This is a genomic window from Segatella copri (assembly GCF_026015465.1).
GTDB classification, from domain to species: Bacteria; Bacteroidota; Bacteroidia; order Bacteroidales; family Bacteroidaceae; genus Prevotella; species Prevotella copri_E.
Genome location: NZ_JAPDUQ010000003.1, coordinates 473,036 through 487,048, shown reverse-complemented (window position 1 = coordinate 487,048; position 14,013 = coordinate 473,036). Strand labels below are relative to the sequence as shown.

At 48.9% G+C, this 14,013-nt stretch carries 3 protein-coding genes, 2 tRNA genes, 3 rRNA genes and 1 pseudogene; all 9 read right to left on the bottom strand.

Translation table 11 applies throughout. The features are described from left to right. Positions 1 to 17 precede the first annotated feature (17 nt). The 9 genes and pseudogenes from ONT08_RS13120 to gltB all read right to left on the bottom strand — a co-directional run bounded on the left by ONT08_RS13120 (position 18) and on the right by gltB (position 13,980). Positions 18 to 1,184, bottom strand: coding sequence for a sensor histidine kinase (locus ONT08_RS13120; protein ID WP_117588050.1), 1,167 nt, complete (start codon positions 1,182 to 1,184; stop codon positions 18 to 20). Between the two features lie 133 nt (positions 1,185 to 1,317). Beyond that, positions 1,318 to 1,430, bottom strand: a 5S ribosomal RNA gene (rrf, locus tag ONT08_RS13115). Positions 1,431 to 1,537: 107 nt separating this feature from the next. Continuing rightward, positions 1,538 to 4,435: ribosomal RNA gene (locus ONT08_RS13110) — 23S ribosomal RNA — on the bottom strand. Positions 4,436 to 4,654: 219 nt separating this feature from the next. Beyond that, a tRNA-Ala gene (locus tag ONT08_RS13105) sits at positions 4,655 to 4,728 on the bottom strand. A gap of 19 nt (positions 4,729 to 4,747) precedes the next feature. Beyond that, a tRNA-Ile gene (locus ONT08_RS13100) sits at positions 4,748 to 4,821 on the bottom strand. Positions 4,822 to 4,955: 134 nt separating this feature from the next. Next, positions 4,956 to 6,487: ribosomal RNA gene (locus ONT08_RS13095) — 16S ribosomal RNA — on the bottom strand. Together the 16S, 23S and 5S rRNA genes with 2 tRNA genes alongside form the textbook arrangement of a ribosomal RNA operon. Positions 6,488 to 7,124: 637 nt before the next feature. Continuing rightward, positions 7,125 to 7,738 (bottom strand): annotated as a pseudogene (locus ONT08_RS13090) (glycoside hydrolase family 43 protein); the annotation flags it as partial. 282 nt (positions 7,739 to 8,020) lie between these two features. Next, positions 8,021 to 9,364, bottom strand: a complete 1,344-nt coding sequence (locus ONT08_RS13085) for a glutamate synthase subunit beta (protein WP_119236225.1) — start codon at positions 9,362 to 9,364, stop codon at positions 8,021 to 8,023. Between the two features lie 92 nt (positions 9,365 to 9,456). After that, entirely contained in the window at positions 9,457 to 13,980 is a 4,524-nt protein-coding gene (gltB, locus tag ONT08_RS13080) for a glutamate synthase large subunit (protein ID WP_118191395.1), read from the bottom strand. Between the last annotated feature and the right edge of the window lie 33 nt (positions 13,981 to 14,013).

Sequence of the window (14,013 nt, the reverse complement as noted above, 5' to 3'; positions counted from 1 at the left end):
CACTCATTATTAATTGATTATTCTTTCTTTAACTCGATTCTGAAGGTGGTTCCATGCCCAATTTCTGTACTTTTCACCCATATTTTACCATGATGGTATTCTTCTACGATTCGTTTAGCTAGTGATAAACCTAAGCCCCAGCCTCGCTTTTTGGTAGTAAAACCGGGACGGAATACATTCTTCAAATCCTTTTTTCTTATACCATTTCCTGTATCTGAAACTTCTATAATAGCTTTATCATCTATTTCTTCCACATGGAGCGTAATCTGTCCACCATTTGCTCCCATAGCATCAACAGCATTCTTCGACAGATTTTCTATCACCCATTCAAAGAGAGAGGCATTCATCTTAACGATAACATCCTGTTCAGGTATTTCCTTCACCAGTTTAACATTCTTCGATGTTCGACGATCCATGTAGTCTATAACATGATTCATCACTTCGTTCAAACTTGCAGGAACAGGTTCTGGCAGGGCACCTATCTTTGAGAAGCGGTCTGCTATCAGTTGCAAACGCTGGATATCCTTGTTCATTTCAGGAATGAGTTCGTCATCCGGATAATTCATCTTCAGAATTTCAATCCAAGCCATCAGACTGGAAATTGGAGTACCCAACTGATGAGCAGTTTCTTTAGACAAGCCCACCCACACCTTATTCTGTTCCGCTCTTTTGGAAGTAAGCAAAGCAAAGATGGCAATAACCACAAAGAGCATGACTACCCCCAACTGAATATAAGGATAAGCTGACAGACGTCGTATCATGAGGGATTCATCATAGCAAACCTGAATATAGTCATGCGTTGAATCATCTAGTTCAATTTTAATATTCTTGCCTTGTTTCAAGAGCCGCTGACCGATGGCAGAAGCATAAGCAAGGGAAGCTGCATAATCTTTCCCTTCCACATCAACATTACGAAAAGTCTGAGCATGTTTTTCAGAATCCATTACGATAACCGGAATGGAATTATTTTCATTGATAACCTTCAATACCAAGTTCAAGTCAGTATTCTCATCGGCATTATTGAGCGTACGCATAGCTTCAGCCCAAACCGCCATACGGTTGCGTTCCTCTTCTGCTAGATCACGAACAAGAAAATGAGACACAACAAGAGAGGCGACAGCAATAAACACTGCCGCTATCACCAAAAAAATCTTCACCTGTCGTATTCTATCGGTCCAAATCATGCTGCAAAGATAATAAAAATCTGTGTAATCAACGTCATCTGCTGATAAAAAACATCTTGAGCAGATAAAAAACATCTTGAGCAGACAAAAAAAAGCCCCGACTACTTTCGTAATCGAGGCTTCTGAAATTGAAAGGAGGCGGCTACCTACTCTCCCGCATTGCATTGCAGTACCATCGGCGCAAGTGAGCTTAACTTCTCTGTTCGGAATGGGAAGAGGTGGGACCTCACCGCAATAACCACCTGATAATGGGTTATGACGTATTTGCACACAAGCAAACTGTATTTATCAGTAAAGAACCACCGTCCCTCTCGATTTTATCGAGAGTCAACAGCTGAAACTATGAACTTATTTACAGAAAGTGTTCGGGCAATTAGTAATGCTCGGCTTTGACATCGCTGTCTTTACACCTGCATCCTATCAACGTCATCGTCTCTGACGACCCTCAATGGAGTTCTCATCTTGCGGCTGGCTTCGCACTTAGATGCTTTCAGCGCTTATCCAATCCAGACTCAGATACCCAGCGGTGCGCCTGGCGGCACAACTGGTAAACCGGAGGTCTGTCCATCACGGTCCTCTCGTACTAGTGACGGCACCACTCAAAACTCCCACGCCCACGATAGATAGAGACCGAACTGTCTCACGACGTTCTGAACCCAGCTCGCGTGCCACTTTAATGGGCGAACAGCCCAACCCTTGGGACCTTCTCCAGCCCCAGGATGTGACGAGCCGACATCGAGGTGCCAAACCACCCCGTCGATATGAGCTCTTGGGGGGGATCAGCCTGTTATCCCCGGAGTACCTTTTATCCTTTGAGCGACGGAGTTTCCATACACATCCGCCGGATCACTATGCCCCAGTTTCCTGCCTGCTCGGCATGTCTGCCTCCCAGTCAAGCGCCCTTATGCCATTGCACTCTTTGAGGTCGGTTACCAATCGACCCGAGGGCACCTTTGGAAGCCTCCGTTACGCTTTTGGAGGCGACCACCCCAGTCAAACTACCCACCAAGCAGTGTCCGCGCAACTGCGCGTTAGACCTCAGACAGCCAAAGGGCCGTATTTCAAGGATGGCTCCACGAAAGCTGGCGCTCCCGCTTCGAAGCCTCCGGCCTATCCTACACATCGGATGACCAAGGTCAATGCTAAGCTGTAGTAAAGGTTCACGGGGTCTTTTCGTCCCATCGCGGGTAATCGGCATCTTCACCGATACTACAATTTCACTGAGCTCATGGTTGAGACAGCGTCCGGATCATTACACCATTCGTGCAGGTCGGAACTTACCCGACAAGGAATTTCGCTACCTTAGGACCGTTATAGTTACGGCCGCCGTTTACCGGGGCTTCAATTCAATGCTTCCTCTTGCGAGTGACATCTCCTCTTAACCTTCCGGCACCGGGCAGGTGTCAGGCTGTATACGTCATCTTTCGAGTTTGCACAGCCCTGTGTTTTTGTTAAACAGTTGCCTGGACCTATTCTCTGCGCCTCGCTCATCACGAGGACCCTTTATCCCGAAGTTACAGGGTCAATTTGCCTAGTTCCTTAACCATGAATCTCTCAACGCCTTAGTATGTTCTACCCGACCACGTGTGTCCGTTTGCGGTACGGGTGCCGCATGGGTTAAGCTTAGCGGATTTTCTCGGGAGTATGATTACCCACACTATCAGATTCCTCCGAGGAGGACTCCGTACTGTCAGGTTCAGCTCGGATGGTGGATTTGCCTGCCATCCTCAACGCCTACACCCTTCAACGGGGACTTCCGTCGCCCCGCGGTGGTTTCACTGCTCCGTCTCCACGTCGCCCCATGCGGCAGTGACGGAATATTAACCGTCTCTGCCATCGCCATCGCCGTTCGGCTTAGACTTAGGACCCGACTGACCCCGGGCTGATTGGCATTGCCCGGGAAACCTTGGTCTTACAGCGGGAGGGAATCTAACCCTCCTTATCGTTACTTATTCCTACATTTGCTTTACTCACCGCTCCAGGATAACTTACGTACACCATTCGACGCTGTGAGTATGCTCCCCTACCGATACTTTTAAAATTGCTATCCCGCGCCTTCGGTGTCTGCCTTATACCCGATTATTATCCATGCCCGGACCCTCGACTAGTGAGCTGTTACGCACTCTTTGAATGAATGGCTGCTTCCAAGCCAACATCCTAGCTGTCATAGGGACCAGACTTCGTTAGACTAACTCAGGCAGAACTCCGGGACCTTAGACGGCGGTCTGGATTCTTCTCCTCTCGGGGACGGACCTTAGCACCCGCCCCCTTACTGCCGGACTGCAGACCGTGAGCATTCGGAGTTCGTCAGGACTCGATAGGCGGTGAAGCCCTCTTGTCCTATCGGTCGCTCTACCTCTCACGGTGACCATCCGACGCGGCACCTAAATGCCTTTCGGGGAGTACGAGCTATCTCCAAGTTTGATTGGCCTTTCACTCCTACACTCGGCTCATCCAGAAGCTTTTCAACGCTTATTGGTGCGGACCTCCATCCCGTGTTACCGGGACTTCATCCTGGCCAAGTGTAGATCACTTGGTTTCGCGTCTACCCCCACTGACTGTGCGCCCTCTTCAGGCTCGCTTTCACTGCGGCTACGTGTCTCATGACACTCAACCTCGCCAGTGACGGTAACTCGTAGGATCATTATGCAAAAGGCACGCCGTCACACATTGCTGTGCTCCGACCGCTTGTAGGCGTATGGTTTCAGGAACTATTTCACTCCCCTGCTCGGGGTTCTTTTCACCTTTCCTTCACAGTACTCGTTCGCTATCGGTCTCACGGGAGTATTTAGCCTTACCGGATGGTCCCGGCAGATTCGCGCAGGATTCCTCGTGTCCCGCGTTACTCAGGATACCGCTATGCCTGATCTGGCTTCGTGTACAGGATTATCACCTTCTGTGATGTAACTTTCCAGATACTTCCACTCACCATTTCAGTACAATGTCGCGGTCCTACAACCCCAGCCACGCCTTGCGACGCCACTGGTTTGGGCTGTTCCCCGTTCGCTCGCCACTACTGGGGGAATCATTCATTTATTTTCTCTTCCTGCAGGTACTAAGATGTTTCAGTTCCCTGCGTTAGCTCTCTTACACTGGTAAGAGTAACCGTCCTTCAGACGGCTAGGTTGTCCCATTCGGAAATCTCCGGATCAAGGGTTATTTGCACCTACCCGAAGCTTATCGCAGCTTATCACGTCCTTCATCGCCTCCGTGAGCCTAGGCATCCGCCATACGCCCTTTCTTACTTTCTTTACGACTGTATTCTTGTTACTCGTTTCCGAATAACGAATAAGTAGCTCATACTTTCAGCTGTATTCTAACAAAGTGAAATCTCATCTTGCGATTTGATTTACTTTAGTCTGAACTAAAGTTCATTACTTACAGTTTTGCTTGTGTCAATATGTCAAAGATCTTTTAAAGGTAAAAGAGTAAAAAAGTAAAATACTTCATACCAGCCTTTTCCTTTGGAGTGGAGAATAACGGATTCGAACCGTTGACCCCCTGCTTGCAAAGCAGGTGCTCTAGCCAACTGAGCTAATCCCCCAAATCGAGAAGTAAAGAAGTAGTCCCAGGCAGATTTGAACTGCCGACCTCCACATTATCAGTGTGGCGCTCTAACCAACTGAGCTATAGGACTGTGTTGGTAAAGAGTAGCATCTCTGCCAAACATTCTCTATCTCTTATTTAATTAAACAGATGGTGCGTACAAGAAGAGAAGCGAACTTTTTAAGTCATGTTCCTAAATCTTCTATAGGAAATTCGTCTCTCCAGAAAGGAGGTGTTCCAGCCGCACCTTCCGGTACGGCTACCTTGTTACGACTTAGCCCCAATTACCAGTTTCGCCCTAGGCCGCTCCTTACGGTCACGGACTTTAGGCGCCCCCGGCTTTCATGGCTTGACGGGCGGTGTGTACAAGGCCCGGGAACGTATTCACCGCGCCATGGCTGATGCGCGATTACTAGCGAATCCAGCTTCGTGGGGTCGGGTTGCAGACCCCAGTCCGAACTGAGACAGGCTTTAAGGATTTGATCCGTTTTGCAAGGGACCGTCTCTCTGTACCTGCCATTGTAACACGTGTGTAGCCCCGGACGTAAGGGCCGTGCTGATTTGACGTCATCCCCACCTTCCTCACACCTTACGGTGGCAGTGTCCCCAGAGTGCCCAGCTTAACCTGATGGCAACTAAGGAGAGGGGTTGCGCTCGTTATGGCACTTAAGCCGACACCTCACGGCACGAGCTGACGACAACCATGCAGCACCTTCACAGAGGCCCCGAAGGGCGTCATTGTCTCCAAATCCTTCCTCTGCAATTCAAGCCCGGGTAAGGTTCCTCGCGTATCATCGAATTAAACCACATGTTCCTCCGCTTGTGCGGGCCCCCGTCAATTCCTTTGAGTTTCACCGTTGCCGGCGTACTCCCCAGGTGGGATGCTTAATGCTTTCGCTTGGCCGCTGACCTATTCAGGCCAACAGCGGGCATCCATCGTTTACCGTGCGGACTACCAGGGTATCTAATCCTGTTCGATACCCGCACTTTCGAGCTTCAGCGTCAGTTGCGCTCCAGTGAGCTGCCTTCGCAATCGGAGTTCTTCGTGATATCTAAGCATTTCACCGCTACACCACGAATTCCGCCCACTTTGTGCGTACTCAAGGAAACCAGTTCGCGCTGCAGTGCAGACGTTGAGCGTCTACATTTCACAACACGCTTAATCTCCGGCCTACGCTCCCTTTAAACCCAATAAATCCGGATAACGCCCGGACCTTCCGTATTACCGCGGCTGCTGGCACGGAATTAGCCGGTCCTTATTCATAAGGTACATGCAAAAAGTCTCACGAGACTCACTTTATTCCCTTATAAAAGCAGTTTACAACCCATAGGGCCGTCTTCCTGCACGCTACTTGGCTGGTTCAGACTCTCGTCCATTGACCAATATTCCTCACTGCTGCCTCCCGTAGGAGTTTGGACCGTGTCTCAGTTCCAATGTGGGGGACCTTCCTCTCAGAACCCCTACTGATCGTCGCCTTGGTGGGCCGTTACCCCGCCAACAAGCTAATCAGACGCATCCCCATCCATCACCGATAAATCTTTAATCTCTTTCAGATGTCTTCTAGAGACGTCATTGGGTATTAGTCTTACTTTCGCAAGGTTATCCCCAAGTGATGGGCAGGTTGGATACGCGTTACTCACCCGTGCGCCGGTCGACGCCTATCGGAAGCAAGCTTCCAATATCGTTTCCCCTCGACTTGCATGTGTTAAGCCTGTAGCTAGCGTTCATCCTGAGCCAGGATCAAACTCTCCATTGTAAAATATCATTTTTACTTCATTTCTTCCGAAGAAGAAAGTCGGTGTTTGTTGTCTGTACTTAGGACGAATATCCTTTTTCGTTTATTGAAGCTTAGTAAACCTGACTTGTCAATTGCTTGACGGTTCGTTTCTTTTACCCAGTCAACTTTCTTGTTTCTAAGAAGTTAACCGCTTCTTGTACTACTTGTCTGTTTATGTAAAATCTTTCAAAGAACTCTTTCTTTTGTTGCTAAGAGAAAGTGTATTTCTCAAAAGCGAGTGCAAAAGTACTAACTATTTTTCATTCCACCAAATCTTTTCGCAAAAAAGTTGAGATTTTAGCTATATTTTAACATCTATAAACAAATGAACCCGTTTCAGAAGCTATTTCTGCCTATTTTAAAGGACTAAATAAAAACTACATATCAAATTAGGAAATACACCTGTGATAGATTTAACTAGGAGCATGTAGAATAGAGAGACATGCATACGAATTTTCCTTCTTTATCATAATGTACGCGCGCAATAACATATTTTTTATCTTACCTAAACCTACACAAGCATCCCCCCTAAACATTCTATCCAGCTATGCACTTAACAATAAATCCACTTATTTTTCTATATTTTTTAATTCTTGATTCCATTTCAATAGTTTTTACCACTCTTTCCACCCTCTTTCTTGATGAGCATGTGGTAGAGACCATCGCTCTTAAAAAAATTGATATCGGCATCGATGGTAGCATAGCCCCAGTCGAAGAGTAGCTTTGGAGTGGTGAGTTTGGTGAATGTCTTAAAAGATCTGAGGTGCCCATACCCGGTTGATGGTGCTCCAATCCTTATAAGGAGATGTAGCTGTGGCGGCAACGCAGAAGTTCTGCATGCCCTTGCGGAAATCGAAGGTAACGCTGGTCCAGGTCGTCAAATCCTTACTCTTCAGGAGATCGATACCATAGTTGTCCCATTTGTGACTCTTGCGCACGCACATATCGGTGGTAACCATGATGTATCCTTTACCATTATGCATACAGGTGATGTAGGCATCACGGGTTCCGCCTTTAATGCGGGCATGCTCTTCTGGATTGAAGATAGGGTTGCCGCCATTGATGTCCTGATAGTTGTAACCATCACGGGAAATAGCGTAGGCTGTCCACTCCCCCCTTATCGCTCATATGACAATAGAGATAACCATAATTTCCCTTTACAAGATTCTGTGCAGTCATTGGCATAGAGGCTGCCAACGCCAAGAGAACAGCTAATAATTTCTTTTTCATTGTGCTGTTATTTCCTTAGTTTAATTATTATTAGCTGAAGTTTTTGAGTGCAAATTTATACTTTATATTTGGGAATGCCAAATTATTAAGGGAAATATGGGGAGAATTCACAAATAATGGTCTTTTTTATTGATTATTATTCATGGGACAGGCGATGGAATCGCCTGGAACGGGGGCAGAAGGGGGCGGAACAGAAGACAAAGGAGAGGGAGGAAAGAAAAAGGGAGGAAAACCTCATCACTGAGGTCAACCTCCCTACACTTATAGTTAAAAATAACCGATTTATTTGTTCAGGAACTTATCTACCTGAGCAGCAATCTTTCTGCCGCTTGCCATGGCGCGTACTACCAGAGAGGCGCCGCTGGCGGCATCGCCTGCCACGAATACATTCTCGGCAAACTCAGGCTGCTGTGGCTTTAGAAAGCCCATTGCCAAGAACACAGCCTCAGCCTTGATAATCTCTGGCTCACCTGCTGGCACCATCAATGGACGACCGCCCTCTGGGTTTGGCTTCCAGTCGATAGGCTGAACCTTCACACCTGTCAGCTTGCCGTTCTTTCCCAGGAACTCCAGAGAGTTGATGTTCCAGCGGCGAGTACAGCCTTCCTCATGACTTGAGGTGGTCTTCAAAGTGCGAGGCCAGTTTGGCCAAGGATTCTTAGGATCCTCTGAGCCTTCTACAGGCTTAGGCATGATCTCAATCTGTGTCACGCTCTTGCACCCCTGGCGATGAGCAGTACCGATACAGTCGGAACCTGTATCACCACCACCGATTACCAATACATCCTTGCCCTTGCAGTTAACCAGTTCGTCCTTAGAGAACTCCATACCTGCGAGGATACGGTTCTGCTGAGAAAGCAGCTCGAGGGCGAAATAAACACCCTTCAACTCTCTTCCAGGAATTTTCAGGTCGCGAGCTGTCGGTGTACCGGTAGATACCACGTAGGCATCGAAGCCTTCTGGCAACTTGGTAACATCAATCTGCTGATTGTATTTGAATTCGATGCCCTCTTCTTCGAGAAGACGAAGACGGCGGTCGATGATGCTCTTGTTGAGTTTGAAGTTAGGAATACCATAACGCAACAGGCCACCGGCATTCTCACGTGCCTCGAACACTGTTACCTTATATCCCTTGTGGTTCAACTGGTTGGCAGCTACCAGTCCCGCAGGACCGGCACCGATGACAGCCACCGTCTTGCCATTACGCTCCGGAATCTCAACATGCACATAATCCTCAGAGAAGGCGTGCTCCACGATGGCACACTCATCCTCACGGTTGGTGGTTGGCTCATGATCCATGAGATTCAACACACAAGCCTTCTCGCAGAGTGCAGGACAGATGCGTCCTGTGAACTCCGGGAAGTCGTTGGTGGAATTGAGGAGACGGTAAGCCTGCTCCCAGTCGCCCTTGTAGAGGGCATCATTCCACTCCGGTGCCTTGTTGCCCAGCGGACAAGCCCAGTGGCAGAAAGGCACGCCACAATCCATGCAACGTGAAGCCTGCTGTCGGCGGTCGTTACTATTCAATGTCTGTTCTACCTCGCTAAAGTCGAGGATTCTATCGTGAATTGGTCTATAACCTGCTTCCTTGCGAGGTATAGTCAAAAATGCTTTTGGATTTCCCATCGTTATATTCAGTTTATAATTTATAGTTTATAGTTTATAGAGGCTAACGCCCTTGAGCACGGAAGTCCCTATCAACTATAAACTATTAACTATTAATAATCTCGCTGCATATCCGCAATCTTCTGCTGCAACTTCTTTACCTGCTCCTCCTGGAGAACTCGCTTGTACTCGATTGGCACTACCTGGATGAAATCCTCTACGTAGTGGTTCCAGTCGTCGAGCATGGTACGGGCGAGCTTACTGCCAGTGTAGAGATAATGCTGACGGATCAGTTCGTGCAACTCCTTGCGATAGGTGCTGTCCTCCACGAGGTTAATCTCCACCATATCCATGTTACAGAAGTAATCGAAGTTGTGGTTCTTATCCCATACGTAGGCAACACCACCACTCATACCAGCGGCGAAGTTACGGCCGGTTTCACCGAGCACTACTACTCTACCGCCCGTCATGTACTCGCAGCAGTGGTCGCCAGCACCCTCAATCACGGCGATGGCACCGGAGTTACGAACACCGAAGCGCTCGCCTACCTTACCATTAATATACAACTCACCACTTGTGGCACCATACAGACCGGTGTTACCGGCGATGATGTTATCCTCGGCAGAGAAGTTGCTGCGGATAGGAGGAAGGATGGAAACACGACCTCCTGAAAGTCCCTTGGCGAAATAGTCATTGGTCTCACCTTCGAGCTTGAAATCCACTCCCTTAACCAAGAAGGCACCGAAACTCTGACCTGCAGAACCCTTGAACTTCACGTTCACGGTCTTGTCTGGAAGACCAGCCTCACCATATTTCTCGGCAATCATACCGCTCAGCATCACACCGGCAGCACGATCGGTATTCTTGATGGCAAAATCGAGGTTCACCTCTTCCTGGTTCTCGATGGCACGCTGTGCACCACGAATCAACTGCTGGTCGAGTACATTGTCGAGGTCATGAATCTGCTCGGTAGTATGATAGAGCGAGCAATGACCTGTCTCACGATGCAAGAGACGAGAGAAATCGAGCAAGTCGGCCTTCTCCTTGATGCTCTTGGCCACCTCTGGCTCTACGGCATCCGAGCCCTCGGTAGGAACAATCTCCTCATCCTTCTTGCGGATGATGAGCTCGGTATGACCGATGATATCGTTCAATGAGGTGTAACCCATCTCTGCCAGATACTCACGAACCTCCTCAGCGAGGAAGCGGAAGTAGTTGATAAGATACTTGTAGCTGCCACGGAAGTGCGCACGGAGCTTAGGATCCTGTGTAGCAACACCCATAGGACAGGTATTCAAGTTACACTTACGCATCATGACACAACCCAATACGATGAGGGCTGCCGTACCGAAACTGAATTCCTCAGCACCGAGCAAAGCCATCAGGATGATGTCACGACCGCTCTTCAACTGACCATCCACCTGCAGGCGAACCTGGCCGCGAAGACCGTTCTTCACCAGTGTCTGCTGGGTTTCAGAAAGTCCGATTTCAGGAGAGATACCAGCGAAACGCATACTTGATGCAGGGCTGGCACCTGTACCACCCTCAGCACCAGAGATAACGATGAGGTCGGCCTTTGCCTTAGCCACACCGGCAGCGATGGTACCCACACCACTCTCAGCAACCAACTTCACAGAGATAGCCGCCTTAGGGTTTACGTTCTTGAGGTCGAAGATGAGCTGAGCCAAATCCTCGATACTGTAGATATCGTGATGAGGTGGAGGAGAAATCAAGCTGATGCCAGGGATAGAGTGACGGGTCTTGGCGATGACCTCGTTAACCTTGAAGCCAGGCAACTGACCACCCTCACCCGGTTTAGCACCCTGTGCCACCTTGATCTGGATTTCCTCTGCATTTACCAAATATTCAGTAGTCACACCGAATCGACCGGAAGCCACCTGCTTGGTCTTGCTTGAGAGGCTGATGCCATCCTGTGTAGAATGGAATCGCTCGTTATCCTCACCACCTTCACCGGTATTGCTTCGGGCACCGAGGGCGTTCATGGCGAGTGCCATTGCCTCGTGAGCCTCTTTGGAGAGGGCACCGAAACTCATCGCACCGGTAACGAAGTGCTTCACGATTTCCTCTACCGGCTCCACCTTATCTATAGAGATAGGATTCTTGCGGAAGCTGAAGAAGTCGCGGATGAAGATAGGCTCCTGCTTATCGTCAACGAGATGTGTATATTTCTTGAAGAGATCATAATCGCCCTTGCGGGTTGCGAGCTGCAGGGTGGCGATGGTCTCTGGGTTCCAAGCGTGCTTGATACCGTCCTTGCGGTAGTGGAACTGTCCCATACTTGGCAGGAACTCGAGCTTCTTGGTCTCGAATGCCTTGTCGTGCAGGCGGATGGCATCACGGGCGATGGTCTCGAGTCCGATACCGCCGATGGTGCTCACCTCTGTTCCGAAGTAGCTCTTCAGAAGGCTCTCGCTCAAACCGATGCTCTCGAAGATCTTGGCACCACGATAGCTTCGGATGGTAGAGATACCCATCTTAGCCATAATCTTGAACAAGCCCTTCTTCACAGCCTTGATGTAGTTCTGCTCGGCTGTATGGTAATCCTCCTGAATCTTTCCCTTCTTTACAAGGTCGTCGAGGATGGCGTATGTCAAGTATGGACAGAGGGCTGATGCACCGTAACCCAACAGGAGGGCTGCATGCATTACCTCACGAATCTCACCGCTCTCTACGATGAGGGCTGTCTGCACACGCTTGCCGGCATCAATCAGATAATGATGTACGGCACTCACAGCAAGCAGAGATGGAATGGCGGCATGAGTTTCATCCACGCCACGGTCGCTCAAGATGATGTAGTTGTAGCCATCATCCACGCTCTGGGCAGCCTGCTTGCAGAGTTCATCCAAAGCCTCGTGCAGTCCTTCTTCGCCCTTGGCGGTTTCGAAGAGCATGTGGAGTTTTACTGTATTAAATCCCTTGTAGCGGATATTCTGAAGGATATCCAGCTGGGTATTGGTCAGGATAGGATGTGGCAGACGAACCATCTTGCAGTTGCTCTCGTCTGGGTTCAGAATGCCGGAACCTACACGGCCGATATACTCGGTAAGACTCATCACGAGGTTCTCACGGATAGAGTCGATAGCAGGGTTGGTAACCTGAGCAAACTGCTGACGGAAGTAGTTGAAGAAAATCTGTGGCTGGTCAGAAAGCACAGCAAGCGGAGTATCATTACCCATAGAAGCAGTAGGTTCCTGACCCTTGGTAGCCATTGGGATGATAGTACCGTCGATATCTTCCTCGCCAAAACCGAATTCCAATTCCTTGCGAGTGAGGTTGTCCACACCATTTTCCACCTTTCGACCACTGCGAAGTTTCTCCAGTTCAATACGGTTGGTGTTCAACCACTGGCGATATGGATGCTGGGCAGCCAGTCGCTCCTTGATTTCACCATCATAATAGATTTTGCCTTCCTGGGTATCAATCAAGAGGATCTTACCAGGCTGCAGACGACCCTTCTCGGCAATCTCAGTAGGATCGAAATCCATCACACCTACTTCAGATGCGACTACCATCATATCGTTCTTGGTGATGGTATAGCGTGCAGGGCGCAGACCATTTCTATCGAGCATACCACCGGCATAACGGCCATCGCTGAAGAGCAGGGCGGCAGGACCATCCCATGGCTCCATCAGGATAGAGTGGTACTCATAGAATGCCTTCAGATCCTCAGAGATAGGGTTCTTGTCGTTGAAGCTCTCAGGCACCATCACAGCCATGGCATGAGGCAATGACAGGCCGCTCATCACGAAGAACTCGAAGACATTGTCGAGACTTGCCGAATCACTCATATCAGGCTGGACGATAGGAGAAATCTCACGGATATCGCCCAAAGCCTCGCTGCTCAACACACTCTCACGAGCCTTCATCCAGGCACGGTTACCACGGATGGTGTTAATCTCACCATTGTGGGCAAGGAGACGGAATGGCTGAGCCAGACTCCATGTTGGGAAGGTGTTGGTAGAGAAGCGGGAGTGAACCAGAGCCAGACCGCTTGTGAAATAATTATTGGTCAAGTCAGGATAATATTGGCGCAACTGGAGGCTGCTCAACATACCCTTATATACGATGTTCGAATTAGACAACGAACAAATATAGAAATCAGGATCACTGACACGTTTCTCAATACGTTTACGGATAAGATAGAGGGTGCGCTCAAAGACAGGCACCTTATCATCTGTAACACCTGTGATAAACACCTGTTTGATAGCTGGTTCGTTACTCAAAGCAGCCTCACCCAAACAATCAGGGTTAGTAGGCACATTGCGGAGATGCATCAGCTGCAATCCCTCGCGTTCAATTTCCTCAATCATGATAGAGAGAATATCCTGCTGTTTCTTCTCATCCTTAGGCAAGAAGACGAGACCCGTACCATATTTACCTTTTTCTGGCACTGGGATACCCTGAAGAAGAATAAACTCATGTGGAATCTGGAGCATGATACCGGCACCATCACCCGTCTTGTTATCGGCACCCTCTGCACCACGATGACGCATGTTCTCGAGTACCTTCAAGGCGTTATCGACCAGCTCATGACTCTTGTTACCGTGGATATTCACCACCATACCTACGCCACACGCATCGTGCTCATAGGCTGAACTGTACAATCCTTTTTCCATTTCTTGTTCGTTTTATATCGGTTATTTCTAACT